25 protein-coding genes and 2 tRNA genes are annotated in these 26,698 nt (G+C 59.6%); 12 read left to right on the top strand and 15 right to left on the bottom strand.

From position 1 onward, the window contains the following. Positions 1 to 85 precede the first annotated feature (85 nt). From ACFQMF_RS13110 to ACFQMF_RS13085, 6 genes are all read left to right on the top strand, one after another. A complete protein-coding gene (locus tag ACFQMF_RS13110; protein ID WP_256408241.1) occupies positions 86 to 1,126 on the top strand; it encodes a zinc-binding dehydrogenase in 1,041 nt (346 codons plus the stop codon). Beyond that, positions 1,116 to 1,472 carry a hypothetical protein gene (locus ACFQMF_RS13105; RefSeq protein ID WP_256408240.1) on the top strand — a complete coding sequence of 119 codons (357 nt, stop codon included), beginning with the start codon at positions 1,116 to 1,118 and terminating at the stop codon, positions 1,470 to 1,472. Before ACFQMF_RS13110 ends, ACFQMF_RS13105 begins: the two co-directional genes overlap by 11 nt. Before the next feature lie 140 nt (positions 1,473 to 1,612). Next, on the top strand, positions 1,613 to 2,191 hold the full coding sequence (gene cmk, locus ACFQMF_RS13100) for a (d)CMP kinase (RefSeq protein WP_256408239.1): 579 nt from the start codon (positions 1,613 to 1,615) through the stop codon (positions 2,189 to 2,191). Positions 2,192 to 2,216: 25 nt separating this feature from the next. Then, complete coding sequence (locus ACFQMF_RS13095) at positions 2,217 to 3,215, top strand: RNA-guided pseudouridylation complex pseudouridine synthase subunit Cbf5 (RefSeq protein ID WP_256408238.1); 999 nt, start codon at positions 2,217 to 2,219, stop codon at positions 3,213 to 3,215. 98 nt (positions 3,216 to 3,313) lie between these two features. Then, positions 3,314 to 3,384, top strand: a tRNA-Pro gene (locus tag ACFQMF_RS13090). 214 nt (positions 3,385 to 3,598) lie between these two features. Beyond that, the gene (locus tag ACFQMF_RS13085) at positions 3,599 to 5,101 is read left to right on the top strand and encodes a replication factor C large subunit (RefSeq protein WP_256408237.1); all 1,503 of its coding nucleotides are present in this window, start codon (positions 3,599 to 3,601) and stop codon (positions 5,099 to 5,101) included. A gap of 24 nt (positions 5,102 to 5,125) precedes the next feature. Here ACFQMF_RS13085 and ACFQMF_RS13080 read toward each other — a convergent pair whose 3' ends face one another. After that, complete coding sequence (locus ACFQMF_RS13080; protein ID WP_256408422.1) at positions 5,126 to 6,220, bottom strand: sensor histidine kinase; 1,095 nt, start codon at positions 6,218 to 6,220, stop codon at positions 5,126 to 5,128. Positions 6,221 to 6,472: 252 nt separating this feature from the next. Here ACFQMF_RS13080 and ACFQMF_RS13075 point away from each other — a divergent pair, with 252 nt between their 5' ends. Continuing rightward, positions 6,473 to 7,546: a zinc-dependent alcohol dehydrogenase family protein gene (locus tag ACFQMF_RS13075; RefSeq protein WP_256408236.1), complete on the top strand. Its 1,074-nt coding sequence runs from the start codon at positions 6,473 to 6,475 to the stop codon at positions 7,544 to 7,546. A 4-nt stretch (positions 7,547 to 7,550) separates the two neighbouring features. On the opposite strand, the gene ACFQMF_RS13070 is transcribed toward ACFQMF_RS13075, so the two are convergent. From ACFQMF_RS13070 to ACFQMF_RS13045, 6 genes are all read right to left on the bottom strand, one after another. Continuing rightward, positions 7,551 to 8,477 carry an amino acid ABC transporter permease gene (locus ACFQMF_RS13070; protein WP_256408235.1) on the bottom strand — a complete coding sequence of 309 codons (927 nt, stop codon included), beginning with the start codon at positions 8,475 to 8,477 and terminating at the stop codon, positions 7,551 to 7,553. Beyond that, positions 8,477 to 9,226, bottom strand: a complete 750-nt coding sequence (locus tag ACFQMF_RS13065) for an amino acid ABC transporter ATP-binding protein (RefSeq protein WP_256408234.1) — start codon at positions 9,224 to 9,226, stop codon at positions 8,477 to 8,479. The genes ACFQMF_RS13070 and ACFQMF_RS13065 overlap by 1 nt, the downstream gene beginning before the upstream one ends. Further along, positions 9,223 to 10,020: an amino acid ABC transporter permease gene (locus tag ACFQMF_RS13060; protein WP_256408233.1), complete on the bottom strand. Its 798-nt coding sequence runs from the start codon at positions 10,018 to 10,020 to the stop codon at positions 9,223 to 9,225. Before ACFQMF_RS13060 ends, ACFQMF_RS13065 begins: the two co-directional genes overlap by 4 nt. Before the next feature lies 1 nt (position 10,021). Then, positions 10,022 to 10,828, bottom strand: coding sequence for a basic amino acid ABC transporter substrate-binding protein (locus ACFQMF_RS13055; protein ID WP_256408232.1), 807 nt, complete (start codon positions 10,826 to 10,828; stop codon positions 10,022 to 10,024). 59 nt (positions 10,829 to 10,887) lie between these two features. Then, positions 10,888 to 11,724, bottom strand: coding sequence for a COX15/CtaA family protein (locus ACFQMF_RS13050; RefSeq protein ID WP_256408421.1), 837 nt, complete (start codon positions 11,722 to 11,724; stop codon positions 10,888 to 10,890). A gap of 464 nt (positions 11,725 to 12,188) precedes the next feature. Next, complete coding sequence (locus tag ACFQMF_RS13045) at positions 12,189 to 12,644, bottom strand: DUF5814 domain-containing protein (RefSeq protein ID WP_256408231.1); 456 nt, start codon at positions 12,642 to 12,644, stop codon at positions 12,189 to 12,191. A 181-nt stretch (positions 12,645 to 12,825) separates the two neighbouring features. Between ACFQMF_RS13045 and ACFQMF_RS13040 the strand changes: the two genes are divergently transcribed. The 5 genes from ACFQMF_RS13040 to ACFQMF_RS13020 all read left to right on the top strand — a co-directional run bounded on the left by ACFQMF_RS13040 (position 12,826) and on the right by ACFQMF_RS13020 (position 15,003). Continuing rightward, a tRNA-His gene (locus tag ACFQMF_RS13040) sits at positions 12,826 to 12,898 on the top strand. Positions 12,899 to 12,953: 55 nt separating this feature from the next. Further along, positions 12,954 to 14,060 (top strand): tyrosine-type recombinase/integrase, encoded by a 1,107-nt coding sequence (locus ACFQMF_RS13035; RefSeq protein WP_256408230.1) that lies wholly within the window; start codon positions 12,954 to 12,956, stop codon positions 14,058 to 14,060. Between the two features lie 2 nt (positions 14,061 to 14,062). Continuing rightward, a complete protein-coding gene (locus ACFQMF_RS13030; protein ID WP_256408229.1) occupies positions 14,063 to 14,320 on the top strand; it encodes a hypothetical protein in 258 nt (85 codons plus the stop codon). Positions 14,321 to 14,430: 110 nt separating this feature from the next. Beyond that, entirely contained in the window at positions 14,431 to 14,586 is a 156-nt protein-coding gene (locus ACFQMF_RS13025; protein WP_256408228.1) for a hypothetical protein, read from the top strand. 6 nt (positions 14,587 to 14,592) lie between these two features. Then, complete coding sequence (locus tag ACFQMF_RS13020) at positions 14,593 to 15,003, top strand: hypothetical protein (protein ID WP_256408227.1); 411 nt, start codon at positions 14,593 to 14,595, stop codon at positions 15,001 to 15,003. 74 nt (positions 15,004 to 15,077) lie between these two features. Here the strand turns inward: ACFQMF_RS13020 and ACFQMF_RS13015 are convergent, their stop codons facing one another. The 8 genes from ACFQMF_RS13015 to ACFQMF_RS12980 form a co-directional block, all read right to left on the bottom strand. Further along, positions 15,078 to 15,701, bottom strand: a complete 624-nt coding sequence (locus ACFQMF_RS13015; RefSeq protein ID WP_256408226.1) for a hypothetical protein — start codon at positions 15,699 to 15,701, stop codon at positions 15,078 to 15,080. Between the two features lie 674 nt (positions 15,702 to 16,375). Next, positions 16,376 to 17,032: a hypothetical protein gene (locus tag ACFQMF_RS13010; protein ID WP_256408225.1), complete on the bottom strand. Its 657-nt coding sequence runs from the start codon at positions 17,030 to 17,032 to the stop codon at positions 16,376 to 16,378. Next, on the bottom strand, positions 17,029 to 17,634 hold the full coding sequence (locus tag ACFQMF_RS13005; RefSeq protein ID WP_256408224.1) for a hypothetical protein: 606 nt from the start codon (positions 17,632 to 17,634) through the stop codon (positions 17,029 to 17,031). The genes ACFQMF_RS13010 and ACFQMF_RS13005 overlap by 4 nt, the downstream gene beginning before the upstream one ends. A gap of 890 nt (positions 17,635 to 18,524) precedes the next feature. Then, positions 18,525 to 19,247 (bottom strand): M48 family metallopeptidase, encoded by a 723-nt coding sequence (locus ACFQMF_RS13000; RefSeq protein ID WP_256408223.1) that lies wholly within the window; start codon positions 19,245 to 19,247, stop codon positions 18,525 to 18,527. Then, positions 19,240 to 22,209: a type I restriction endonuclease subunit R gene (locus ACFQMF_RS12995; RefSeq protein ID WP_256408222.1), complete on the bottom strand. Its 2,970-nt coding sequence runs from the start codon at positions 22,207 to 22,209 to the stop codon at positions 19,240 to 19,242. The genes ACFQMF_RS13000 and ACFQMF_RS12995 overlap by 8 nt, the downstream gene beginning before the upstream one ends. Further along, positions 22,202 to 23,599, bottom strand: coding sequence for a restriction endonuclease subunit S (locus tag ACFQMF_RS12990; RefSeq protein WP_256408221.1), 1,398 nt, complete (start codon positions 23,597 to 23,599; stop codon positions 22,202 to 22,204). The genes ACFQMF_RS12995 and ACFQMF_RS12990 overlap by 8 nt, the downstream gene beginning before the upstream one ends. After that, positions 23,592 to 25,097: a type I restriction-modification system subunit M gene (locus ACFQMF_RS12985; RefSeq protein ID WP_256408220.1), complete on the bottom strand. Its 1,506-nt coding sequence runs from the start codon at positions 25,095 to 25,097 to the stop codon at positions 23,592 to 23,594. Before ACFQMF_RS12985 ends, ACFQMF_RS12990 begins: the two co-directional genes overlap by 8 nt. 108 nt (positions 25,098 to 25,205) lie before the next feature. Beyond that, complete coding sequence (locus tag ACFQMF_RS12980; RefSeq protein WP_256408219.1) at positions 25,206 to 26,666, bottom strand: HNH endonuclease; 1,461 nt, start codon at positions 26,664 to 26,666, stop codon at positions 25,206 to 25,208. Between the last annotated feature and the right edge of the window lie 32 nt (positions 26,667 to 26,698).

Below are 26,698 nucleotides of genomic sequence, written 5' to 3'. Positions count from 1 at the left end.
GGGGACCGCCGTCGGAGAGACGCGGACCGCGCAGGGAGGTTCCGTTTGGCGTACTGTTTAGTGGATGCCCCGGGTGGTCCGATCCATGAAGGCCGTCCAGTTCGGTTCCCACGGCGACCGCGACGTGATCGAGTACGGCGAGTTCCCCGACCCCGAGCCCGACCGCGGCGAGGTCCTCGTCGACGTCAAGGCGGGCGCGCTGAACCACCTCGACGTCTGGACGCGTCGCGGGATGCCCGGGATCGACCTGGAGATGCCGCATATCCCCGGCAGCGACGCGGCCGGCGTCGTCGAGACGGTCGGCGAAGGGGTGACGCGGTTCGAGCCCGGCGACCGCGTCGCCGTGAGCGCCGGCGTCTCCTGCGGCGAGTGCGAGTTCTGTCGCCACGGCGAGGAGTCGCTGTGTCCCTCGTTCCACATCATCGGCGAGCACGTCCGGGGCGTCCACGCCGAGCGGGCGGCCGTCCCCGCGGAGAACCTCGTCCCCGTCCCCGCGGGCGTCGACTGGGAGGTCGCCGGCTCCGCCTCGCTCGTCTTCCAGACCGCGTGGCGGATGCTCCAGACTCGCGCCGACATCGAGGCGGGCGAGACAGTCCTCGTGCTCGGCGCCTCCGGCGGCGTCGGCCACGCGGCGGTCCAGATCGCCGACCACGCGGGCTGTGAGGTGTTCGCGACCGCCTCCTCCGAGGCGAAGCTCTCGCACGCCGAGGAGTGCGGCGCCGACCACGTCATCGACTACGAGGCGAACGACTTCGCCGAGGAGATCGCCGAGCGGACCGGGCGCCGCGGCGTCGACGTCGTCGTCGACCACGTCGGCGAGGCGACCTACCCGAACTCGCTGAAGTCGCTGGCGAAGGGCGGCCGGCTCGTCACCTGCGGCGCGACCACCGGCCCGAACCCCGACGCGGGGCTCAACCGGATCTTCTGGAACCAGCTGTCGGTCATCGGCTCGACGATGGCGACGCCCGGCGAGGTCGACGATGTCCTCGAACTCGTCTGGGACGGCACCTTCGAGCCGCGCGTCCGCGACACCCTCCCGATGAGCGAGGCCGCGCGCGCCCACGAGATGATCGAGAACCGTGAGGGCTTTGGCAAGGTAGTGGTAAGGCCCGACAGTGAGCTCTGAGACCGACGCCGACGGGAGCGCGGACGGCGGCTACGTCCACGTCCCGGACGGCGAGAGCGGGGAGCGCCCGGCCGGCGAGGAGCCGGTCGCGTCGGGGTCGGACGCCGGCTCCGTCACCGCCGAGGGGCCGACCGCCGACGGCTTCGGCCGGAAGGGGTGGGCGCTGACGGCCGTCCTGTTCACTTGCGTCCTCGTCATCCCGGGGATCATCTACCTCTACCCGTACGCGGCGGGCTGGTTCGGGCTGCCGTTCTTCGCGACGTACCTCGCGCTCCCGCTCGTCCCCGCCGTCCTGCTCGGCCTCGTCGCCGTCTGGTCGATGACCGCGGCGACGCGGAACCGGTAGCGAGGGACGCCGCGACAGGAGCGACGTCGAATCCCGGTCGCCAGCGAGCACCGGGCGAACGTCGCCCACGGGAACTGAACGAACGTCGCCCGCGAGCGCCGAACGACAACCGTTTTGAACGACACCCGCGCAGTAGCGGTATGTTGATCACCGTCTCCGGCCCGCCGGGCAGCGGGAAGAGCACGAACGCCGCGGGGCTGGCCGACCGCCTCGGCGTGGAGCACGTCTCCGGCGGCGACATCTTCCGCGAGATGGCGGCCGAACGCGACATGACGCCGGTCGAGTTCAACGAGTTCGCGGAGGAGGACCCTCGGTTCGACCGCAAGCTCGACCGACGCCTCCGCGAGACCGCGGAGACCGGCGACGAGCTCGTCCTGGAGTCGCGGCTCGCCGGGTGGCTCGCGGCCGAGCACGCCGACTTCCGGTTCTGGTTCGACGCCCCCCTCTCGGTCCGCGCCGAGCGGATCGCGGAGCGGGAGGAGAAGCCCGTCGACCGGGCGCGCGCCGAGACGGAGCGCCGCGAGGCGTCCGAGCGCAAGCGGTACCGCGAGCTCTACGGTATCGACGTCGACGACCTGTCGATCTACGACGCCGCGTACAACACCGCCCGCTGGCCCCCCGACCGCTTCCTCGACGTGCTCGTCGCCACCGTCGAGGCGTACGACCCCGCGGCCGACGAGGGGAAGGCGCCCATCGAGGGCGTTCGCTACGACTTCTGAGTCCGCGACGAGACGGAGTCTACCAATGACCGACACAGCCGGCGACGACCCCGCATCCGCGAACGATCCGGGCGGGTCCGCCGACGACCCGCTCCGAGCCCCGCCCGGGGAGCGCTCGGTCCCCGAGCTGCTCCGCTTCGGCGTCGTCAACGTCGACAAGCCGGCCGGCCCCTCCTCCCACCAGCTCTCCGCGTGGGTGCGCGACGCGGTCAACGACGCCCTCGCCGCGCTCGATCCGGGAGGCGACCCGATCGACGGCGTCGCCCACGCCGGCACCCTCGATCCGAAGGTCACCGGCTGCCTGCCGACCCTCACCGGCGACGCGACCCGAGCGGCTCAGGTCTTCCTGGAGGGGAGCAAGGAGTACGTCTCGGTCCTCGAACTCCACGGGTCGCCACCGGACGACTTCCGCGAGATCGCCGCCGAGTTCGAGGCGGAGATCTACCAGAAGCCGCCGCGGAAGAGCGCCGTGACCCGACGGCTCCGGACGCGGACGATCCGCGCGCTCGACGTGCTGGAGGTCGAGGACTGGCGAGCGCTCCTCCGGATCCGATGCGAGTCGGGGACGTATATTCGGAAGCTGTGTCACGACATCGGTCTCGCGACGGGGGTCGGCGCGCACATGGGCCACCTCCGTCGGACCGCCACCGACCCGTTCGACGACCGCGATCTGCACCCCTTACAGGACCTCGTCGACGGCCTCGCGTGGGCGCGCGACGGCGACGAGTCGCTGCTGCGCGAGGTCGTCCGTCCCGCCGAGGAGGCGCTGGTGCACCTCCCGTCGGTCACGGTCGCGCCCTCGGCGGCGCGCAGCGTCGCCACCGGCGCGCCGGTGTACGCGCCCGGCGTCATCGGCGCGGACGCGGGGGCGGCGGCCGATCCGGACGCGAAGTCCGGAGACGGCGACCCGCCGCTCGTCGCCTGCCACACGCCCGACGGCGCCGCGGTCTGTCTCGGGCGGCTCGTCGGCGATCCGGACGCCGACTCCGGCGTCGTCGTCTCGCTGGAACGCGTCCTCCTGTGATCGCGTCGCCGCGGGTCCGGATGCGGACGGGAGCGGGGGCGACGGCGAGTGAAGCGAAGTCCTTAATTACCGTACCGCCGTTTTTCCGCGTGTAGCCAGGGACCGTGGGGTAGTGGTATCCTATGCGGATGGGGTCCGTATGACCTGAGTTCAACTCTCAGCGGTCCCACTTCGACTTTTCAAAACGGGAGCGGCGGCGGTGCCGTCGGCGAACGCTCTCAGACCCCCTCCACGAGCCGCTCTGCCTCGTCGAGTCCGACGGCGACGCCGTCGTCTCCGGCGACGGGACGTACGAGGGGGTCGCTCCCCTGCACGATCCGAGGAGGCCGTCCGGCGAGCGACCCTCCGGAACCACTAAACGCCGCAGCGACCTACCGCCGGTAATGGCCGATTGGACGGAGAAGTACCGCCCGAGCACGCTCTCGGAGGTCCGCGGCAACGACAAGGCCCGCGACGCGTTCGCGGAGTGGGCGCGCTCGTGGGACGACCACCGCGAGGCCGTGGTCCTCCACGGGAGCCCGGGCGTCGGGAAGACGAGCGCGGCCCACGCGCTCGCGAACGACATGGGGTGGGAGACGGTGGAGCTGAACGCCTCCGACCAGCGCACCGCCGACGTCATCGAGCGCTCGGCGGGCCGTGCGGCGCGCAACGCCACCCTCGGCGGGAGCGCGGCCGGCGGCGGCGCGAGCGGCGGCGACACCGCCTCCCGCCAACTGGTCATCGTCGACGAGGCCGACAATATCCACGGCAACTACGACCGGGGCGGCGCCTCGGCGATCACGGAGCTGGTCAAGGAGTCGGGGCAGCCGATCGTGCTCATCGCCAACGACTACTACGACATGTCGCGTGGGCTCCGGGACGCCACCCAAGAGATCGAGTTCCGCGACGTCTCCGCGCGCTCCATCGTCCCCGTCCTCCGGGACGTCTGCCGGAAGGAGGGGATCGAGTTCGAGTCCGACGCGCTCGAACGGATCGCGGAGCGCAACCGCGGGGACCTCCGCGGCGCGATCAACGACCTGCAGGCCGCCACGGAGGGCCGCGAGTCGATCGCGATCGGGGACGTGGTCACCGGCGACCGCGACAAGGCGCTCGGGCTGTTCCCGTTCCTCGACGCGGTCCTGAAAGAGGAGTCGGCGGAGGAGGCGCTGCAGTCGGCGTACGCCGTCGACGAGACGCCCGACGACCTCACGAAGTGGATCGAGAACAACGTCCTCGACGTGTACGACCCGGCGGAGTCGGTCCGGGCGTACGACTGCCTCGCGAACGCCGACGTGTGGCTGGGCCGCGTGCGCGCCACCCAGAACTACACCTACTGGCGCTACGCGACCGACAACGCGGCCGCCGGGGTCGCCGCCGCCCGCGACGGGGAGAAGGGGGGATGGACGCGCTACGGTCGCCCGCAGTTCTGGAGCTCCTCGGACGCGACCGCCGACGAGGTGGTCGGACGGATCGCGGCCAGAAGCGGCTGCAGCGTCGCGACCGCGCGCCGCGAGGTGCTCCCCTTCCTGGAGGCGGTCACGCACCACTGCAAGCCCCGCGAATTGACGGTCGCGATGGCGGCCGCCTACGACCTCGACGAGTCCGGCGTCGCCTTCGTCACCGGCTCCGGCGAGTCCACCAACAAGGTCGCGTCGATCGTCGAGGACGCGCAGGCGCTCCGCGAGGAGCGCGTGGAGGACCACGCCGAGGGCGCGTTCGCCGGCGGGGCGCGGGGGGCCGAGGGCGTCGACGCCGACGCGGAGGGGGCCGGCGCCGCGGGCGCGGACGGGGGTTCGAATCCCGACGGCGACGACGCGCCCGCGACGGACGACGCGGTCGGCGCGAACGGTACGGACGGCGAGGAGAGCGAGGACGACGGACAGGCGGGGCTCGGGGACTTCGTCTGAACGGCCGTCGCCGCGACCGCGGCGCTACTCCGTCGACGAGCCGCCGAAGCCGGTCGCGACGTCGCCCCCGTCCGCCTCCGTCGGGTCGGCGCTCCCGTCGACGACGTCGACCCCGTCGAACTCGAACCGAGCACCGCTCCGCCGGCTCTCGGTGGCGGACACCGACCAGCCGTGGGCCTCGGCGATGCGCTCGACGATCGCGAGCCCGAAGCCGGTGCCGTCGTCCGCGCTCGTCCGTCCGGGCTCGAACACCGACTCCCGCTCCGAGGGGTCGATCCCGGAGCCGTCGTCCGCGACGTAGAACCCGTCCGCGGTGACGCCGACCGAGACGCGGAGCGACGCGTCCGCCGACCCGTCGTCGCCGACGTCTCCCCCGACCGCACCGGACACCTCGCCCGGCGAGCAGTCGTCGGGCGCCCCGTGTTCGATCGCGTTTCGGAAGAGGTTCTCCAGCGCCTGTCGGAGCCGGCTGCGGTCGCACTCGACCCACGGGAGCGAGTCCTCGACGACGAGCGTCGCGTCCGATCCCGACCCCGCCGTCTGCCACGCCGCGTCGACGACGGAACGCAGGTCGACCGTTGCGGTCTCCTCGACGGAGCGGCCCTCGCGCGCGAGCGCCAGAAGATCGGAGATGAGGTCGTCCATCCAGTCGAGCGCGTCGTGGGCGCGGTCGAGCCGCTCGTCGGCCGCCTCGCCCCCGAACTCCTTCGCCAGCTCGACGTTGCCGACGGCGACCGAGAGCGGGTTGCGGAGGTCGTGCGAGACGACGCTGGCGAACTCCTCTAACCGCTCGCGCTGTCGCTCCAGCTGACGGCGGCGCTCGTCGCCCTCGCTCGCCGGGAGGAGGTAGCCGACGACGTCGCCGCTCCCGTCGGAGCGCCCGCGCTCGCGGACCCACGTGGGGTCGTCGTCGCCGAGCGCGAGGCGATAGGTGACGTCGACCGTCTCGCCGTCGAGCGCCGACCGGAGGCGCTCGCGGTCGGCCTCGGCCGTGGCCTCCAGCCAGCCGGTCCGAGGGAGGGCGTCGACGTCCAGTCGAGGCTCGCCGGCGGCCTCGACGACGAACCGGGTCGGGTCGCCGTCCGGCCGCCGGTAGGCGACGCCGGGCCGACGCTCCATCGATGGGCGCACGCATGAACGGCTATCTTGTAGAATAATAAACCTTACCTAAATATCAGTTTTCTGACGTTCAGTATCAACGGATATCTCTTCGGAATCAAGTCGAATAAGGACGAAAAGAGAGGTTTTCGGCCCGTTACGCGAAACCGTGACGTGTAGTGTCAGTACCTGTATGCGTGTCCGACGCGGGCCGACTCGGATTCGACCGGAATTCGGGAGGGTTTTACGCCGCTTCGCTCCCTCCCTCGGCCCATGCGCGCGGCGATCCTTCGCGAGTACGGCGAACCGCTTGCGGTCCGCGACGTCCCCGCTCCCCAGCCCGGACCGGACGAGGCCGTGGTCCGCGTGGCGGCGTGCGGCGTCTGCCGGAGCGACTGGCACGCCTGGATGGGCCACGGCGAGTGGGCCGACGACCGCGTCCCGCGGGGGCAGGTGCTCGGTCACGAACCCGCCGGCGAGGTGGTCGCCGTCGGCGGCGAGGTCGACCGGTTCGGGCCGGGCGACCGCGTCGTCGTCCCCTTCTCGCTCGGCGACGGCACCTGTCCGTACTGCCGCCGGGGCGCGGGCAACGTCTGCGCCGACGGGCGCGCGCTCGGCTTCGAGGCCGCCGCGCCCGGCGCCTTCGCGGAGCGGGTCGCCGTCCCGGCCGCCGACTACAACCTCGTCGAGCGCCCGCCGTGGCTCGACGCGACCGCCGCGGCCGCGCTCGGCTGCCGGTACATGACCGCCTACCACGCGCTCGCCGAGCGGGCGGGCCTGAGCGGGGGCGACCGGCTCGCCGTCCACGGCTGCGGCGGCGTCGGCCTCTCGGCGGTCCAGCTCGGCGACGCGCTCGGTGCGCGCGTCGTCGCCGTCGACGTCGACGACGACGCGCTGTCGCTCGCGGGCGACCTCGGCGCCGACCGCCTCGTGAACCCGGAGTCGCCGTCGGCGGAGCCCGTCCCCGAGCGGATCCGCGAGCACACCGACGGCGGCGCCGACGTCTCGATGGACGCGCTGGGGATCGCAGAGACGTGTCGAAACTCGGTCCGGTCGGTCCGCCCGCGCGGAACCCACGTGCAGGTCGGGCTCACCACCGACGCCGAGCGCGGCGAGGTGTCGCTGCCGACCGACTGGATGACGCGCTGGGAGGTCTCCTTCCTCGGCGCGCGCGGGATGCCGCCGACGAGCTACGGCGACCTCTTCGACCTGATCGAGGCGACCGATATCGACCCCGGCGCGCTCGTCGCCCGGGAACTGTCGCTGTCGGACGTCTCCGACCGGCTCGCGGCGATGGACGAGTACGGGGTGAAGGGCGTGGAGGTCGTCACCGACTTCGAGGGGTGACCGGTCACCGGTCCCGGTCCGCGCCCAATCCCGGGATCGCGACGCGGGCGTCGACGCGCTCCATGACCTTCGAGGCCGTGAGCACTAAGGCGAGGTACATGACGCCGAGCACGAGGAAGATGGCGGTGTACCGGAACGTGTCGGTGGCGACCTGGTCCGCCCGGTAGTAGAGCTCCGGGACGGTGATGAAGCCCGCGAGCGACGAGTACTTGATCAGGTAGACGAACTCGTTCGTCCACGAGGGGATCGCGTACCGGAGCGCCTGCGGGAGCACCACGTAGTAGATCGACTCCACCTTCGAGAGCCCGATCGCCCGCCCGGCGGTGATCTGGCCCTCGTCGACGCTCTCGACCGCGCCGCGGATGTACTCCGCCTGGTAGGCGGCCCCGTTGAGCGTGAACCCTAAGATCGCGACCCAGACCACGTCGCGCGCGAAGACGCCGGAGAGCGCGCCGGGCACGTACGCCGCGAGGTTCAGCCCGTAGTAGAGCACGAACAGCTGCGCGAGGAGCGGCGTGCCGCGCAACAGCTCGGTGTAGCCGAGCGAGAGCCACGCCGAGAACCGGCCGTACACCCGCGCGACCGCGAGCGGCACGGCGATGACGAAGCCGCAGACGAGGCTCACGCCGGTGATGACGACCGTGAGCCACGTCCCCTGCGCGAGGACGGGGGTGAGCCCGATCACGAACGCGGCGTCGGCCGCAACCGCGGCGAGGCCGGGGACCGCGCCGAGGGCGGCCTCGACGGCGGCCGGCGAGACGAGCGGGTCGCCGACGGGGACGAGCGGTCCGCCGAGCCACCGGTTGACCCAACTGACGGCGAGCCAGCCCCAGAACAGCGCGCCGGCCGCGACGAGGAGGACCCGGCCGGCGGACGCCTCCGCGTCGGCCGCGCGCTCGGCCACCGTCTGCGGCCTCGTCGCCCCCGCCATCAGTCGTGGCTCGCGATGCGTTCGAGGAAGCGGCCGGTCCGCTCCCGCTCGGGCCGTTCGAACAGCTGTTCCGGCGGGCCGCGCTCGACGACGCGGCCGTCGTCCAAGAAGACCACCTCGTCGGCGACCGCCCGCGCGAAGCTCATCTCGTGGGTGACGACGAGCATCGTCATCCCCTCCTCGACGAGCCCGCGCATCACCTCTAACACCTCGCCGATGAGCTCCGGGTCGAGCGCGCTCGTCGGCTCGTCGAACAGCATCAGCTTCGGCTCCATCGCCAGCGCGCGGGCGATCCCCACGCGCTGCTGTTGCCCGCCGGACAGCTCCGCCGGGTACGAGTCGAGCTGGTCGCCGAGGCCGACGCGCTCCAGCTGGGCCGCCGCGCGGTCGCGGGCCTCGTCCTCGGAGAGGCCGAGCACGCGCCGCGGACCGAGCGCGACGTTCCCGGTCGCGGTCAGGTGCGCGAACAGGTTGAAGCTCTGGAACACCATCCCGACCTCGCGGCGGAGCTCGTCGACGTCGGTGTCGGGCGCGAGCACCTCCTCGCCGTCGAGCGCGATCGACCCCTCCTGGGCCTCCGCGAGCCGGTTGACGCAGCGCAGCATCGTCGACTTCCCGGAGCCGGACGGGCCGATCAGCACGGTGACGTCGCCGCGGTCCATCTCGAAGGAGACCTCGTCGAGCACCTGCTCGTCGCCGTACCACTTCGAGACGTCGGTCACCCGGAGGAACGCGTCGCCGTCACTCATGTGGACTCGCCCTCCGGGATCGCGTAGTGGCTGCCGAGGCGGTCGAGCGCGCGGTTCGTCGTGAACGTGAGGACGAAGTAGATCGCACTGATGAACAGGATGACCTCCAACACCGCGGTCGTCCGCTGCGTGAAGAGGTCCGCCCCGCGGGTCAACAGCTCGGCGAGCCCGATCGCGAAGACGATGCTCGTGTCCTTCAACACGATCGTGAACTCGTTCTGGAACCCCGGGATCGACCGCCGGAGCGCCTGCGGGACGACGACGTAGCGGATCGCCTCGAACCGCGAGAGCCCGATCGACCGCCCGGCCTCCAGCTGGCCGTCGTCGACGCTCGCGAGCGACGCCCGGAAGATCTGCGACTGGTACGCCGCGCTGCGGAGTCCGAGCCCCAAGATCCCGGCCGAGACCGCCGGCGAGATCGACGCGACGCCGAGGTTCACCTGCGGGACGCCGATCACGAAGTACATCACGAGGAGGATGACGACGATGGGCGTCCCGCGGAGGACGACGCCGGCGCCGCTCACGAGCCGCTTCGGGAGCCCGCCGCCGTACACCTCGACCGCGCCCGCCGGGAAGCCGACGAGGAAGCCGAGGAGGATCGACGCCGCCGTGAGCCCGACCGTCAGCAGGGCGCCCCCGGCCAGGTAGTCGGCGTTCCGGAAGACGAACGCCCAGTCGGCCGCCTCGCCGACGAGCCAGACGGCGCTCGCGGCCGACGGCGCGCCGGGGGGAACGACGCCGAGGGCGCCGAGGCTACCGGACGCGGCGAGCGCGAGCGACCCCGCGGCCGACATCCTACTCCTGCCCGAACCAGGTGTTGGTTATCTCCTGGTACGTCCCGTCGTCGCGGACGGTCGCGAGCCCGTCGTTGAGCGCCGACTGCAGCTCCGACTCGCCCTGCCGGAGGCCGAAGCCGAACCGCTCGCCAGTCTCCTCGATGAACGCGATCGTCACAGCGCGCTCCGCCGCGAACGTCTCGGCGACCGGGTTGTCGACGACGACGGCGTCGATGTTCTCGTTCGCGAGGTCCTCGACCGCGAGGACGTAGCTGTCGTACGTGGAGAAGTCGTCCGCCGAGATGATCTCCTCGTCGACGAGGTTCGACTCCACCTGGTCGGCGCCGGTCGTCCCGGACTGCGCGCCGACGCGGACGCCCTCGAAGTCCGCCCAGCCCGACGGCTGGAAGTCGCCCCCCTCGCGTACGAGGATCGCCTGATCGGACTCCCAGTAGGGGTCCGAGAAGGCGATCGTCTCCTGGCGGTCCTCGGTGATCGTCATCGCGGCCGCGATCACGTCGATCTCCTCGTTCTGCGTGAGCGCGGGGATGAGCCCGTCGAAGTCGAAGGTCGCCCACTCGTCGATCTCGTACTCGGTCTCCTCGACGACGGCCTCCAGCAGGTCGATGTCGAAGCCGACCAGCTCGCCCTCCTGCTGCATCTCGAACGGCGGGAACCCCGGCGCGGTGCCGGGGGTGATCGTGGTATCGCCGCCGCCGCTCTCGCCGAGGCACCCGGCGACGCCGGAGAGCCCGACGGCGCCCGCGCCACCGGTCAGCTTCAGGTAAGTCCGACGACTCACGTCTGTTTCCGTACGGTATGACATATCGGTGGGAGAACGTGGACCGATTTCAACCTTTCCTCCGCGAACGGCCGACCGTCCGGTCAGTCGCCGCCGATCGGGGCCGAGCCGTCGCGCACCTCGTCGGCGTCGCGCGCGACCCACGCCGCGCCGGCCGCGAGCGCGACGGCGACGCCCAGCGCGACGAGGTTGATCCGCTCCCAGACCGCGGTGTACAACACCAGGTCGCGGCCGAGGAGCAGCGTCGCGACGAGCGCGGCCATCGCGCCCGCGGCGAGCAGGCGGACGGTGCCGGCCGCGTCGCGGCTCACGCCCGCGTAGCCCGACCGGACCGCCTCGGTGGCGAACGCGACCGTCGCGACGAGGCCGAGGTGGCCCGCGAGCCCGGCGGCGTAGAAGCCCGCCTGCGCGCCCGGCGAGTACGTGACGAACGGGACCGCCCGCGAGAAGACCGCGCTGGCGGCGATCCCGGCGACGCCGACGGTCGCCGCGATCCGGAGGAGGCGCGCCGACCCGCGGCCGCCGCCCCAGATGGTCGCCAGTCCGAGCAGCGTGAAGATCGTCAGCGCGACGATCAGGTGGGCCGCGTGCGTCGAGACGGTGTAGCCGCCGGGGACGAGGCCGCCGACCGTGACGGTGATCGCGCCGACGGTGATCTGCAGCGGGAGGATCGCGACCGCGAGCGTCGCGGCGAGCCGCGTCCGGCGGTCGAAGCTCCCGAGCCACGTCCAGCCCGCGGTCCCGATAATGAGGAAGCCGGTGACCATCGCCCACGCCCGGTGGAACCACTCGATGAAGTCCGGGTTGATCGTCAGCGCGGGGATGAGCCGGTCCGAGCAGAGCGGCCACTGCGCCTCGCACGCCAGTCCGGAGCCGGTCGCCGCGGTGTAGACGCCGAGCGCGAACAGCGTCAGCGTCATCGCCGTCGTCGCCGCCGCGTATCGCCTGAAGGTCAGCCACGCGGGCCGAAGACTCATTACCCGAGTTCGGGCGCGAGCGCACTTAGACCGTTCGGACGCTCCACGCGGACGGGAAGACGAATCGGCCGTGACCGACGTCATTGTTTATAAATGGAACCGCGGTGGCGCGTGCCGGTGAGCGGCCGCCGAGGGCGGCCGCGAGTCGCACGCGCGAGGGACGCCGCGAACGCCCGAAGGGCGTGAGCGGCGAGGTTGGGGAGGTGTGAGGTGCGGTTGTGGTGCCGTGCGGGAGGGACTCAAAGGGGCAGCCGGGAGGCGGGGGCTTTGGAGGTGTTCTCCGCCGATCCACAATCAGTCATTTATAAGCGAGGGGCTGGGGCTCTGTGGGCGTCCGTCGCGCAGTCGCTGGCGACGGGTTATAAATAATCGACGAGACCAGCAGAACCGCGGCAGCAATAAACGGCTTATCCCGATAGTTCGCGCTTCGCGCGTCGCGCTCGGTCGGACATCTCCTCGTTGCCCTCGACGTCGGCGAGGGTCTCGACGGCCTCCAGGTTCCGCACCGCGTCGTCGAGGAACGAGAGCACGTCGCCGGTGTACGCGTACACCATGTAGTCGTCCGTCATCACGTCCACGATCGCCTGCGGGCCGAGCCCCTCGGCCCGGAGCTCCAGCACGTACCGCATGAACTTCTCCTCCGGGCAGCCGCAGTAGGGGTTCGCCTGGCAGTCGCAGTCGAGGAAGTCCTCGGCGAAGTCGAGGATCCGGTCGCGGGTCGTGGAGTCGAGCTTCGAGAGGCCGTCGCCGGTGAACAGCATGTCGAGGGTCGCGCCGGCGAACGCCCCCTTCGGAATGTTCGTCTCCAGCTGAGAGGCGAGCTGCCGGTGGTTCTTCACGTAGATCTTGTCGGTGAACGCCACGGGTGCGCCGACGTACGCCGGCGGGCAGTAAAAACGGCGCGGTGCGTCGACCTCGTTCGCTCGGGGGACGAACCGAGACGACCCGAAGCGACTCTGCACGATCACCGGACGCCACCGCGTCACACGCCCGTCCGGGAGTCGTAACCGTTATTTATCGAAGCGAGGTAGGTATCGACGCGTGTCCGGGTTAGGGTAGTGGACTATCCTTCAGCCTTGTGGAGGCTGAGACGCGGGTTCGATTCTCGCACCCGGACCTACACGGCGGAGCCGTGTGGCGTTTTCACCGGTTCTCAACACAACGAGAACCATATGTCTCAAGTCAAAAAGGCGGGTATCCGGGTGGTCCCAAAACCGTCCGAAGCATACCTGTCACAACGTCAGTTGACCGACTACCGAGAACACCGAGAACGCCTCATCGGCTGGATGGTAAACATCGGAAAGGATCCCGACCACGGAGACGGATATGCCTACGACACCGCGAACGGACGAGCATACCGACTCGACGCCTTCTACCGGTTCGTGTGGGACGAAGAAGACCGCTATACTACCGAGATCACACACGATCACGCAGACGCCTACATGAGGAAGCTTGCCTACGGAGATACCTCTCAGGAGAACAAGGCAAGCCACCTGAAAGCGGTTAAAATGCTGTTCCGCTGGCGCGCGCACACGCTTGACGGAGAAGAGTGGGAACCAGAAATCACGTTCACCACGAACACCGGGAACACCAATCCCAAGGACTTCCTCACCCGCGAAGAGCGGAGTGCCGTCAGAGAGGCCGTACTGGAACACGGGAGCGTTCCGAGCTACAACAACCTCACACCTGAACAGCGCGACCGATGGAAGATACACCTCGCACAGCGCTTTGAGAAGCCCAAGAGAGACGTAGGTCCCGACGAGTTCAAACAGGCCAACTCGTGGAAGATCCCGAGCTTGTTCTGGACCGCGCTCGATACTGGCTTGCGTCCGGTAGAGGTCAAGCGGGCGAAAGTCGATTGGGTAGACGTTAGGAACTCTCTCTTGCGGATTCCCAAAGAGGACTCTTCCAAGAACACCGACAATTGGACCGTCTCCCTCACGGATCGTACTGCGAACGCACTCGATAGATGGCTCACCGAGAGACAACAGTACGACAAGTATCTGGATTCGGATTCCCTGTGGCTCAATCGGTCGGGGAATCCGTACCAGTACTACTCTCTGAACCGTCTGTTTCGACAAGTCTGCGAGACTGCGTGTATTCCCTCAGAGGGACGCACGTTCTATTCGATCCGCCACTCGACGGCGACCTACATGGCCCGGGAGGAAGACTTGGGAGCGGCACAGGCTCAACTAAGGCACAAGAGCGCTCAGACGACTATGCGATACGATCAGGCACCGGTAGAAGACCGACGCGACGCGCTGAACCGGATGGGATAACGATGACAGAGATCAATATTGACACCGAAGAGATCGAGGCACTCACCGAAGAATACGTTAGCTGTGGAACTCCCAAACGGCGTCGGGAGATAGAGATAGAGCTTCTTGAAGTGACCCTTTGGAAGGCACTTGAACGGGAGAACGGCCGCGCATTTGCGGAGTTCTCTGAGGAAGAAATGGAACTCATCTCTGACGCTATAGAGGGAGATGATCCTGACGTGAGTAGACTGGTTCGGAGACCATTCTTAGATAACCTGTAAATAACTAAGGGTAATATCTTAATCGGCCCAATTTTAATGGGAGAACGACGGCGGTTCGGCTCAGTCCAGCGAGGATAGCTCAGGAGAGGCTTCGGGGAGTACCGAGAGTGATGGGGTCGTCCAGCACCTCCGGCTCTTCTGACGGCCCTGTGGCGGAGTTCTACGAGACGTGTAAGGAGCTGTCCATCGACACGGAGTCAGTCGTGGCTGAACAGCTCAAGGACACAAGCGACAAAAATATTATGAGGGAACCGACAACAAATTGATATTGTATGGATCCGGATTTCCCCGCTTCGGTGCCAGTTTGTAATGACATGGATGAAAAGAATGAGCAATACCAGAGAGCGAAAAATGAACAGAGACCCTTCCTCGCCGTGGTTGATGACGATGATCTTCCCGGTTGGCAAGCAATCTACGTAATGGGTACTACTGGTGAAGATAGACGAAACTGGTACTATCTTACCGAAGAGGGTGTGGAAATTGCTGAAGAGCGGCGGAGTACTGCTGAGACACATCGCCAACACGATTCTTGGGTATCTACTTGTTCTAAAACTCGTGGAGAATTACACGGACTTTCAAAAGATGACGCCGAATACCTCGCAGATCGTTTCGCAGAGATTGTTTGGAATACAGAGTATTGGAAAGAGGTAACCCCACGTGAAATATTCCAAGGTGAATATTAAAACAGTCCTTATTTGAAATACTTCGATTTGGCGAATATCTACAATTGTGTCTCAATCAATTTGACAAAGCAAGATTAGTTCTTGTGCCAAGTCAGATCGGGAGGGAGCTTGTCAGCCATTCTACCCATGACCTCAGCTATCTTCTCTTCATCAAGGCCGATCTTTTCGACTAACTCGACGAACCGCTCGTCATTATTTTTCGCCGACCGAGTAGGGTGGTAGACCTTTCGAGAGCCGTCAGAGATACAATCAGGTCCCTCCGGATCCCATTTTGAATTTTCAGGTGTTCTACGCGCGTATGTGCCGTATCGACCGATGAAAACACAGAGACAGAACGCGGTGTACTCATCTTTACAACCCATATTTCTCAGAGGCTGAATGTTTCTTAGATTTCTACCAGTAGATTTCTGATAGTGTGTGAAGCCTAATTGAGACGCAATGGCGTCGAACCGGTTTTTTCGATCCATCATCTGCTTTAGTGATTCATCATCACCTCGCTTTCGACGATCTCCACGGCCCGCGTCAAGCCATTTGAGATCAGCATACTCATCTTGTCTCTTGTGGTAGTTTCTATTGGTGAGAAGGCCCTCTTTAGCCCATGATGTACTCGGTTCTGTACATTCGTTTGGGTGAAACATAGTTTCGTTCGATGTATCAAGCGAGGTGATCGGCTCGGGTTTGTTTTCGTCGAATGGCATATTGAGACGGGGAGATAGACTGAGTCGAGACTGTTCGCTCTCATGGCTGTAATTTGGAGCAGTACTCGATTAAGCTCCGATCTGACCGTAGGGTTGGCCTTTAAGTACATGTGTTCGCGAGAAGGCCCCCGTTCCAACCTATTCTGACTGATCGCGGGGATCCTAATAACGAGAATCCAGCTACCGCAAATTTGATCGGAAGCCCGTTCTCACGATTAGGTGTCCCGCAACGCATTCTGGTAAGTAGCTACGCCTAATCGGAAACAGCTGATCAGAGACAACCAATTAGAATGAACGCGTCACTCAACTCGTTCCCTCTTTTACAGACGCGGTCTGTAGGTTTAACCATAGCGGTTTGCCTTTTAAATAGAAATTATGCTGATTCGCGTTTTTGACTGAACCTTCCACCCTAAGTAATACACAACGGTATATATAGGGGGGAGGGCGGAGCGTGTCTCAAAGGCAAAACGATCGTCAAAATCATGAAAATTTCTGAGCTGGTACCTTCTTAAAATAAGATCAACGTACAATTGGTGTGACAACCCGCTTGGATTGACTGTATATCAGAATTCAAGTTCCACAAGTAGTTGAAGAACGGTCTCCAGTAGGGCCTTAGTGCCATTTGGCCCAACATCATAGATTCCCGGATGTGCCGCTTTGTTCCGTATGTCTTTTTATCTAACTAACATGTCTTTTAAACTCTTATCTATGATACCGATATATTCGGCAAGGATGAGTACATTTTCATCTTTTAATTTTTGAAAATCCCAAAAATCATCTATTGATGTGTCTGGTTTTGTATGGAACTTTTTCTCATAGGCTACATGTATCGGCTCACTATGTTCCTCAAGTTTACAATAGAGTCCATACATTGCCGCTTGCCATCCAAGAACTACCGCTCCACGATTTGCGCCAACTTGGATACATTGAATTGCTTCTTCAATGTATGTATGATACTTATCGTCCTCAATTTGATCTAATTCCGAAACAAGGCTATTGACAAATCCCGCTTCAATTTCGCGCATAGATATTTCGGGATATATCTCCTCAATATAGATGTTTTCAATAGATTCTAAATAATTAGCAGACTGACTAACTCTCGGGCTTGATCGGCGTGATTCACCTAAAAGGTCTGTGAATAGTGTATCTATTTCCTCGATCACCCTCTCGGATGTGTGAGGCTTCAGACTAACTTTTACAGCTTGCCAGTCTGCGTATAATTCGCGAACGGTATCTTCATATTCTTGAGTATGAATTGTCTTTGTATCCCTAATTTCCAAGTCATCATGGAAATCCTCAATATCTATGAAGAAATCCTCAATTGTTCTCATTCATTATCATTCAGCCAGTCAAGGAACGACTCACGACCATCACGGGTAAGCCGGAATGGTTTATTTCGAGACTGATCTGTATTTGGGTCGTCTCGAATATCACCACGCCTTCTGGCATTGTATATGAAATCTCCCCAACCATCGATCTCCACCCCTTCTCCGTTTATCAACTTTTCTTTCATCTCTGTGTTATCGAAAGTTGTGGTGTTCTTCCGCTCGTTCTCTATTGTACAGTAACCAAGTAACGCAAAGCGCGGGGGTATATTTAGTGGGTTCTCAACATGAATATTCCCATCCTCTATAAAAAAGTGCCTTCTTAATCGGCTCAATTCGACACCAAGTGATTCAGCAATTTCTGATAACTCGGACTTATTCGTGTCCGCTTCGTTTGTTGAATCTACTTCAGAGTTATCGTCAAAATCTTGTAATTCAGTTGACTCTGTCCCTCTTGAGGAGGGGTTCTGCTCCCCTTTTCGTAGATCAATAGTATCCAGAATTGTCTCCATCTCGTCGGAGACGAATGATTCTGAACCTTCAATCCGAATCTGATTTCGTCCGATAGCCAAATCAATAACTGCTTTTTCAGATTCTTCTTCTGTCATATGTTTGTATCAGCCATGGAGTAAGGCTATGAATAAATAACTACTCACCGTCAATAGATAAGAATGAGAGAAAAATATGGCACCTAAAGCTCGTCAAAATCAGGAAAATTTCTGAGTGGGTTACCTCCTCTTAGTGGAGTATTTGAATATCTTCAAGTCACAACTACCCCTTCAGTAGTATTGATAAACATATACAAGACTATTATCTATATTTAGGTTCGAATAATACCTTAGTATTTGATATATTTGAGAATATCTGCTGTAATATCGGTCCCATTTTGCGATGAATAGTATGCTATCATGTACCGTGGTAGTCTCATGACAATCCCTTACTGTATATATTACATAACTACAGATATGGATACCAGTACTGTACAAGTTAGTTGATCGAGAGAACCCCCGCAACCAACAACAGCAACGAACAGCGTCAGCAACAACAGCAACGAACAGCGTCAGCAACAACAGCAACGAACAGCGTCAGCAACAGCCGCCTTCTCTCGTTAAAATCTCTTGGACAAACAGGGTCTAAGAGCCGAATGAATGGCTTTATGACCGAATAGCACATCTCTATCTACCACCCACCACCGACGCTATCTGTACCCTATATCTGTATTGAGAAGAGTGATTTACAGTAGAAATAGATTTTAAAAGGGTTGGTAGGCCCGTCAGTAGATTTCTTATGCTTCTGAATGGTTTTGTACACCTTCGAACAAAAGACGCTTAGAAGCCATCCTCGCTAATCTAAGAAGTTTGAAAATATCAGAATAATTTGTAGAGTCTGAGAGCATATTCATCAGGCACCGTCCCATTCCTCCGCCTATTTAGTATTTATTCTGATATAACTGGGTCCACAGAGGTTCTTTACTCGATAGTAGTTCAACATACACACACTACAGATCTTGATGAGAGAAGGTCAACTGTGTTCCGTTTTCTTCTAACCAATAAGCGTGTTTTCGGTACTCTGGATCATATTCAGCAACCAAAGACCAAAACTCGTCTGTGTGACTTTGCCATTGGAGATGAGCCAGTTCGTGAACTACAATATAGTCAATTACCTCTGATGGAGCCATCATCAACCGCCAGTTCAAACCGAGAGTACCTGTGGTGGAACACGATCCCCATTTTGTCCGTTGATTTCTGACCTCGATCTTGTCGTACTCGACTCCCATCTCATCCGCGAAGTGGTTGGCCCGGTTCTCAAAGAGTTCGCGAGCTTTCCGGCGATAAAGGGTTTCCAAAGCCCGCTTGAGAGAGGTTTGTTCAACGTGGTGCTTTGCCAGCCGAAATTCGTTCTCGATTACCTGTGAAGCTGGCCTTTGTTCCACGACGATCTCGTACTGTTCCCCGAGATACGGAAATCGTTCTCCTTCTTCGAATTCCCGATCAGGGATTTGCTCACGATAGTTCTCGTACTTTCGTTTCTTTTCCAGAACCCACACGGCGTTCTCCTTGAGAAGCTCCTCGGGGTCCGTGGTGGAGTTTTCTGGAAGAACCACCCGAACCCCATGTATGTCCACGTCTATCCGTGGCTCGCTTGCCTCGTCGCTATATCGGACCTCATAGGCGACGTTCTCCCGTTGAAGTGTAACCTTTCGAGGTGCCGTTTCAGGCATTGTAATTGTTCACGAGGTAATTCCGGATCGCGTCTACGAGTGGGTCGTCAATAAGGTCGGGCCGGTTGTACTCAAGCGCAATCACATCGAGGATCAGCTCCTCTACATCTTGTTCGGTGGCCTTGTTCGTCTCCCACCCTGAATACGCACGATCCACGCGGTCCTCAAACTGATCAACGATGGAATCTGCTATGTCGGCGGCCTTCCCCCGTTCAAATTCCTCGTCAAGCTCCTCTGTTAGGTGATTCTCAATAGCGTATTTGGCACGTTCGTCGGCGTCATCACCAGCTTCCTCTTCAACCTCAATCACCTCCTCTTCAACGGACTTGAGAGCCTCTACAGCCTCCGGATCAGACACGTCTCCGCCTTGCCAGCGTTCAACGATTTCAGTCACGCGCTCACTCAAACGCTGATAGCGCGGGTTCTGACCCGTTTTGGGATGGAGGTGATCTTGTGTTGCGTGGGCGATTTGCGAGGCTTTCACGCCAGGATTGTCCAGCCCCTCTACGTCTTCGAGGAATTCCTCACCGAGTTTGTACGTAGGGAAATCGTCGCGGATCTCACCAACGTCCACGTTCTCGTTGATTATCTGGCGTGTCTTCTCCCGCATATCGTCTTCGGGGGCTTCCTTCCCCGAGGTCGTCCGTTCAAATGCTACCTGAATACGACTCAACCACTTGTACTGATCTTGAATCCCTTCCTTGATCAGCCGCCCATCGGGAGCAACGGATTCGTAGAGATTCTGGAGCCGACGGAAGCCCTGTTTGAATTCGCGGCGTTCCGGGTGCTTACTGATCCGTGAGACGGCGGCGTTAGTAGCCTCTTGGGAGTCGTCTTTCGGGATTCCGTCGAAAATGTCCATAACCGTCTCCAACTGGTCAACGAGATCGTCGAATAGCTCTTCCTCGTCACGGGCCGCGTATGCCTTCGTCTCGGCGTCGTAGTCGAGGGCCTCGTCAATATTCTCGAAAACACCTTGAAAGTCCACGATCTCCCCGTTCTGTTTCCCATCGGCTGGCCGATTTGTCCGGGCAATCGCTTGGAGGAGGTTGTGGTCTTTCAGGTTCCGATCGAGATACATCGTCTTCAGGATCGGGGCGTCGAAGCCCGTTAGGAGCATATTGTGAACGACGAGAAGGCTCGGATCCTCGTCGGGTTCTTTGAAGCTTTCAACAATACTGTCGCGTTCCTCGGGGTCCGTGTGGAACTTCCGAATGAGTTCGGGATCGTCGTTGGTGGATGTATAGAGGACTTCGACGGCGTCCTCTCCCCGACGCTCTCTCAATCGTTCCCCGTACATCGCCGCTGATCGCCGGCTCGGTGTAACAACCATTCCTTTCCAGCCGTTGGGGGCGACCTTCTCCTGATAATGGGCGTCTATTTCTTCGACGGCCCGATCAACCCGAGGTTCGAGTTCGGCCATAGTCCGGCTGGTGACGTTTTTACTGATGAACTCTCGCTTCTCTTCGGTCGTCATCCCACGGAACTCGTGTTCGAACTTCTCGTCAAGGGCGTCTTCGGATACCTTCCACTCCATCTCGTGGCGGAGGGTGAAGTAGACAGGGAGAATGAGACCGTCTTCGATCCCTTGTTTGACCGAGTACCGATGGAGATAGTCTTCGCCTTCGGGACTGAACTCGGTGAACGTGTTGCGGTCCTTCTCGCGTTCCCCTTCTCGTACAGGTGTCCCGGTGAAGCCGAAGTGCGAACTGTTGGGGAGTGCGGCGTCGAGACGGCTTCCGAGGTCGGCCTCCATGAATCGGTGGGCCTCGTCGGACATGACGATCACCTCGTCGTTCCCTTGGGTGTCCGGCTCGACGTCTTGAAATTTTTGGATGGTCGTAAGAACGAGTTGGCTACTCCCTTCCTCGATCAGTTCTTGGAGGTGGTCGATAGATTTGGCTTCCGTCCATTGGGCCAGCGAGAGGTTCGAAAGCTGGTCCCGCATTTGGCTGTTGAGCTTGTCCGTATCGACGATGATGAAGACTTGCGGGTTGCGGGCCACCTCGCTTCGAGAGAGAAGGTTCTCAGCCGCATAGAGCATAGTGAAGGACTTCCCCGAGCCTTGGGTGTGCCAGATGAGTCCCCGATCGTGGACCCCCTCACGGACTCTGTCGAGGATTCTGTTGACGGCGTAGTATTGGGTGTATCTCGGGATGATCTTGGCGTCGCCACCGGGCCGTTTCTCGAAGAAAACGAAGTTCTTGAGGACGTCTACAAGGGTCGCCGGATTACACAGAGCTTGGACAGCCTGTTTCATCGGATTGTCCTCGTCGGCGTATTGTTCGGGGGCCTCGTTCCACAGCTCGTAGAATTCGTCAGGGGCACCTACAGAGCCATACCGGAACTCCATGGTGTCGGCGGCGACGTTGAACAGTCCGGGAATGAACATCCGGGGAACGTCCTCCTCATACTGCTGAAGGTCGCTGATGGCGTCGTAGTAGTCGTTGTCCTGAGTAAGGCTCTTCAATTCCATCGTAATAAGGGGAATCCCGTTGACAAACAGAGTCACGTCCGGGCGAATGGTTGCTCCTCGGGGGACAGAAAACTGATTGACAGCGTGGAATCGGTTTGATTCTAAGAAGTCGTCCGGATCGAAGTCGATCAGGTCAACGTAGATCGTGTCGTTGCCGCCGCGGGCGTTCTCCACTCCAAAGCTCTTGCCTTTACTCAGTAGTTTGTGGAAGTTCTGATTGCCTTCCAGTAGGTTCTCGTAGTCAAGTTCACGACGGAGTGAGTTGAGGAATCGATCGGCGTTGTCCTCGTTGATTTCGTCGTTTATTTCGATTATTTGCTCTTTCAGGAGGTTCCAGTAGATGACCTCGTTACTCCGGCGGTCATACTTTGCGTCGAGAACGTTCGCACCCCGGCTTCCGTCTTGACCGTGTACTTCCCAACCGACGGCGTCGAGCCACGCGAGGAGGGAACGTTCGACGCCGCCCTCGTTGGGGACACTAACCATGTTGGGCGATTTCGTCGGGCACCTCTATGTTAGTGTCGGTTGTTCTGACTGTTCCAGAGAGAAGATCTTGTTGAAGTCCTTGTTTGAGACGTTGGAGCTTTGATTTGTATTCCTGTTCATATTGAATCCGGTCCTCAATTGTACTGAAAACCTCTACAATCTCTTCTTGTTCCTCTTTAGTTGGTATGGGGAATCTCATATTGAGAAGGTCTGAACCAGCGAGATTCTTTTGGACACCTCCCTTAGCACGGCGGTTAACCCTTTTCCGACCAATGGAACTATTCACATAGTATTTCAGAAAGTTTGGGTCTAATGTATCGTTGAGCCGGAAGCGTATGAGGAAAGCTCCCGGTATTGTGGGTTTATCGTACCCCTCCCAAACGGTACCTATGCCGGTCGTGCCACTTCGTGTTATAATAAAATCTCCCGGCTCCAGAAGGTGTTCTTCAATTTCGTTCTCCTCAAGATCAGCCACTGGCATTGTGTCAAAAGATATGTGGCCTTGATCATCAAGATCCGTAGTCCGAAGTGTTGCTATATTCCCGTTCTCATTATATTTTTCTGAACCAAATCTTGGGCCGAAAGCACTATCCATAGTATGTTCTGATAGTTGATCGAATTCCCATTCATCTGGCAATTTTACCAGACGCTTTTCTTTAATATCAGAATGGTTGAAGAGTCCTTTTTGGAAGAGATGTTGTTCCAATCCCTTTTGAACCCTTCTTGTTTGCTGAATAGTATCCTCTGTCTTCTCAATCGCCTGATCAACCGTGTAGAGTACGGTGGCGATCTTGCGCTGTTCAGGGAGTGGTGGGGTAGGTACCTGAACCTCCTTCAATTGATTCAGATTGATACGTTTTCGACCTGTCCCACGGGCGCGAGAATATGCTTGTTTCCATACTGGATATGAATTTAATGAATACATTATAAACATATTCGAAAAACCATTTCCAGTATCTAATTTTACTACGTCAGCGGCCGCTAATATATATTGGTTCTCAAAATCCGGGAGGATACAGGCCCGAGCAACTGGTTTAGCCATTTTGGCTATCGCAATCTCAGTTGGATATGCTGAATGTCGTTCCAATTCCTCGAATTTTTCTTCAGTTATATATTTTTTATTAGTATTAATGAAACGGCCGCTTCTGATGTTCTGTAGTTTGATTGTTCGCGCGAATCCCTCGTCATAATATTCTTCTGATAATAAATTCGCGCCAAAGGGTCCATCTACAAAACTATTCTCTCGATCATCGGCCACTTCAGCAAGAGGTGTTTTTTTCCATCCATCGAACACTCCTGTTAGAACCTTCGGATCAAGTTCACTGTTGTTGCTCTCCGCACTGGATTCTGACTCTTCGAGGAAACGATCAAGAGTCGAATCCTTATTCATAATTCAATGCCTCCATATGCTGATCCATTTGAGATTCGATCTCATCACGCTCTGATTGTAACTCCCGTAACTTCGCCAGTTCTTCCTTAACATCTATATTCTCTTCAGGCTCGGTCGTATCGACGTACAGAGCGATATTGAGGTTGTGTTCATTCTCTCGAATCTCATTCAACGACACCGTCCGACTTACCCGCTCCTCGGTTGTCCACCCACGGAAGTTCTCAACAATGTGGTCAAGCCCTCCCTCGGTCAATTCGTTCTGATTCGAGAGTTCCTTGTAGAAGCGCTCATCAGCGGCGTGAATAAACTGGACCTCGTTCTCCCGTTCATTTGGCTTATCCGTATTCAACACAAGAACGGCTGATGGGATCGAATTGTTCTGGAATAGATTCTCTGGAAGGCCGACGATCGCCTCCACCATATCGTTCTCCAACATTGCCTTCCGATACTTGCTCTCGTGTTTCCTGAATAGAACCCCATGAGGGATGACGATAGCCGCCTTCCCGCCGTTCCCATCCTTTTCAGGAATATTGAGTTGTTTCGCTATGTGCTGGATGAAAGCATAGTCGCCACGATCCGCTCGGGGAAGCTTCTCGTGCCAGTCGAACCGATTGTAGGGGTCGTCCTGTAGCTCGTCTTTCGCCCAATCAGCCGAGAAGGGGAAGTTAGCGAGAACCCGATCGAACCGAGTGAGTTCATTTTCGTCCTCATTGGTGAACGCTGGCTTCGAGAGGGAGTCTTCGCGTTCGATGGTCCCATTCAGTCCGTGAATGGAGAGGTTCATCTTCGCGATCGCGGCAATGTCCGGGTTGATCTCTTGCCCGGAGAACCGGAGCTTCTCGGGGTCGCCACCTTGCTCCTCACGGTAGTAGCGGGCCGCCTCGATGAGCATACCCCCGGATCCGACCGTTGGATCGTGGAAGGTTTGACCATCCTCAAAGTCGTCTACGAGCCGTACACAGAGGTTGACAATATGCGGCGGCGTGAAGAACTGGCCGCCCGATTTCCCTTCTTCTTCGGCAAACTGACGAACGAGGTCCATGTACGCCTCTCCGAGCATATCCGGAGGAATACTGTCCCGGTCAAGGTCATGTGTGGAGAGATGTTCGACCAGCTTCCCGAGGCGATCGTCGTCAAGGGCGTCGGCGTCGATGTAGTCGGCCCGGAAGACGCCTTGTAGCTCGGGATTCGCGTCGGTGACGGCGTCGAAAGCCTCGTTCAGCGCTTGGTCAACGTTGTCGCTAACGCTTCGGAGGTCTTCCCACAGGTAGCCTTCGGGAACAACGGGAACGTCGTAGAGCTTCGGTCGTCGGGCGAGATCTTCGTCACCGTACTTCTCAACGTTCTTTTTGTATTGCTTCTCGTACTCGTCGGAGATTGCCTTGTAGTAGACGAGCGGGAGAATGAACTCTTTGTAGTCCGTCGGATCGACGGCGTCTCTGATTATGTCGGCACATTTGAAGAGGTGAGAATCGAGGTCGGGGAGTGACAGCGACATAGAGGAGTAGTATATTCAGGGGGTCATATCTCCTGTGGTGTGAGTAATGGTCGGAGGAGATAGGGGTACAAAAGTAGACCTAAGAACTAATTGATGTACCTCAATCGACTAATTGTCTTCAGATATTTCCTCAAGTAAGGAGGACAAGCCCCCATCTTTATTCTGCTCATCAGATTCAGACGACAATTCTTGGTTATAGCTCTCCCCATCCTGTCCGTGATGAACCCTATAGTGACAGTTTGGACAAAGTGCTACTACATTCTCTGGTGCGTCAGAACCTCCGTCACTTAGTTCGTGGATATGGTGAACTTGGAGATATGGATCGCCGCTTTTGTCGGTGAATGGCGCTGGTTCATTACAACCCTCGCAGATACCATCAGCACGAGCTTTTACGTAATCCTTGATTTCTTGTGACCGTGAATAGCGAATTGTCGTAGAACTCGATTTACTTACCGTTACTGAAACGTTATCAGTAGCCGCTTCTTCAGCTTCTTTTCTTAGTTCATCAAGAGATTTCTGTGTCGTGGAATCTTCCGAGAACAAACTTGTATTTTCATCAGATGAATCGACCACTTTGGCCACTACGTAACCAGCCCGCCGAGATTGTATCTCCACATCAACTTCCGAACCAATATTTTGATCTCCTACAATCTTTATGCGCCTCTCCCTCTTCGCACAGAAATTATTCTCGGAGTCATATCCAACTGTCACTCCGTTAACTACCTCACCCGGATCCGGGACTTCAGCTATACTGAGGTCTATAGTTACCCCACTATCACCAGCGTCGTCAGATGGAAACGTACTACCACAAGTGCCACACTCCCATTTCTTCCCTGATTTTAGTGCGACTGAGCCACACTCCTCGCAGAACATCGCCGAGTCAATAGTATCTTTTCCAAATTTGTGGAACTGATGGCGATTTGCCCTCCAAAAGTTCGAAGTATAGTTCTCGGCTCGAACGCTTTCCGTTATACAGATTCCAGAAGCACCAGAATACATTTCCACCGCTACTTTTGTCCCGTCAGCATTCGATTTTACAGGACCAATATTGATATGTGATTCATTTGTATTGACAATTCCATTTCCAGAGTTGCTGATTCTATCTATTGTGGATACGAATCGATCTCCCTCCTGTAGCTGGTTTTTGTATAGATCAATACTCTCATCGTTCTCTTCTTCGCCTTCTGGTAATGAAGAGATTTCACCAGTTAGTGTGGAACTCTGCTTTTGATAATTGTCATGTGTAGCAATATATCGTCTAAGATCTTCTCGTTGGGACTCTGAAAGATCTTGAGCAAAGTCTTCATTTATTTCTCCAATATCATCCGTCTCTACTTCTCCCGTACTATTTGATTTGAAATGTAGATCACCTAATACGCGGAGTGGACGGCAAATGTCCCACGGAACATCTACCTCATCCCCTTGATTGGGAACACTAAATCCAAGTTCCGCAAGGAATGATACAGCACAACTTTTGACCTGATATGTACTTGGGCGATTGTGATCTGGATATGGCTTCCATCTAACAATCACACCCTTACTGGTAGTCTTATTGCGAAGCGTTGCCACGGCAAATCATTATAACAGGGACATATCCAGTT

Origin of the sequence: Halorubrum rutilum (assembly GCF_042665015.1) — an archaeon.
GTDB classification, from domain to species: domain Archaea; phylum Halobacteriota; class Halobacteria; order Halobacteriales; family Haloferacaceae; genus Halorubrum; species Halorubrum rutilum.
This window is presented reverse-complemented; position numbering and strand designations above follow the sequence as displayed.

Bases quoted from the DNA above. Each gene is read 5' to 3' on its own strand.
- ACFQMF_RS13075 (WP_256408236.1), top strand. From the start codon at position 6,473: ATGCGCGCGGCGATCCTTCGCGAGTACGGCGAACCGCTTGCGGTCCGC.
- ACFQMF_RS13005 (WP_256408224.1), bottom strand. From the start codon at position 17,634: ATGACAGAAGAAGAATCTGAAAAAGCAGTTATTGATTTGGCTATCGGA.
- cmk (WP_256408239.1), top strand. From the start codon at position 1,613: ATGTTGATCACCGTCTCCGGCCCGCCGGGCAGCGGGAAGAGCACGAAC.
- ACFQMF_RS13095 (WP_256408238.1), top strand. From the start codon at position 2,217: ATGACCGACACAGCCGGCGACGACCCCGCATCCGCGAACGATCCGGGC.
- ACFQMF_RS13020 (WP_256408227.1), top strand. From the start codon at position 14,593: ATGGATCCGGATTTCCCCGCTTCGGTGCCAGTTTGTAATGACATGGAT.
- ACFQMF_RS12990 (WP_256408221.1), bottom strand. From the start codon at position 23,599: ATGAATAAGGATTCGACTCTTGATCGTTTCCTCGAAGAGTCAGAATCC.
- ACFQMF_RS13060 (WP_256408233.1), bottom strand. From the start codon at position 10,020: ATGTCGGCCGCGGGGTCGCTCGCGCTCGCCGCGTCCGGTAGCCTCGGC.
- ACFQMF_RS13110 (WP_256408241.1), top strand. From the start codon at position 86: ATGAAGGCCGTCCAGTTCGGTTCCCACGGCGACCGCGACGTGATCGAG.
- ACFQMF_RS13055 (WP_256408232.1), bottom strand. From the start codon at position 10,828: ATGTCATACCGTACGGAAACAGACGTGAGTCGTCGGACTTACCTGAAG.
- ACFQMF_RS13015 (WP_256408226.1), bottom strand. From the start codon at position 15,701: ATGCCATTCGACGAAAACAAACCCGAGCCGATCACCTCGCTTGATACA.
- ACFQMF_RS13080 (WP_256408422.1), bottom strand. From the start codon at position 6,220: ATGGAGCGTCGGCCCGGCGTCGCCTACCGGCGGCCGGACGGCGACCCG.
- ACFQMF_RS13030 (WP_256408229.1), top strand. From the start codon at position 14,063: ATGACAGAGATCAATATTGACACCGAAGAGATCGAGGCACTCACCGAA.
- ACFQMF_RS13025 (WP_256408228.1), top strand. From the start codon at position 14,431: ATGGGGTCGTCCAGCACCTCCGGCTCTTCTGACGGCCCTGTGGCGGAG.
- ACFQMF_RS13050 (WP_256408421.1), bottom strand. From the start codon at position 11,724: ATGACGCTGACGCTGTTCGCGCTCGGCGTCTACACCGCGGCGACCGGC.
- ACFQMF_RS13065 (WP_256408234.1), bottom strand. From the start codon at position 9,226: ATGAGTGACGGCGACGCGTTCCTCCGGGTGACCGACGTCTCGAAGTGG.
- ACFQMF_RS13085 (WP_256408237.1), top strand. From the start codon at position 3,599: ATGGCCGATTGGACGGAGAAGTACCGCCCGAGCACGCTCTCGGAGGTC.
- ACFQMF_RS12985 (WP_256408220.1), bottom strand. From the start codon at position 25,097: ATGTCGCTGTCACTCCCCGACCTCGATTCTCACCTCTTCAAATGTGCC.
- ACFQMF_RS13010 (WP_256408225.1), bottom strand. From the start codon at position 17,032: ATGAGAACAATTGAGGATTTCTTCATAGATATTGAGGATTTCCATGAT.
- ACFQMF_RS13035 (WP_256408230.1), top strand. From the start codon at position 12,954: ATGTCTCAAGTCAAAAAGGCGGGTATCCGGGTGGTCCCAAAACCGTCC.
- ACFQMF_RS13000 (WP_256408223.1), bottom strand. From the start codon at position 19,247: ATGCCTGAAACGGCACCTCGAAAGGTTACACTTCAACGGGAGAACGTC.
- ACFQMF_RS12995 (WP_256408222.1), bottom strand. From the start codon at position 22,209: ATGGTTAGTGTCCCCAACGAGGGCGGCGTCGAACGTTCCCTCCTCGCG.
- ACFQMF_RS13070 (WP_256408235.1), bottom strand. From the start codon at position 8,477: ATGGCGGGGGCGACGAGGCCGCAGACGGTGGCCGAGCGCGCGGCCGAC.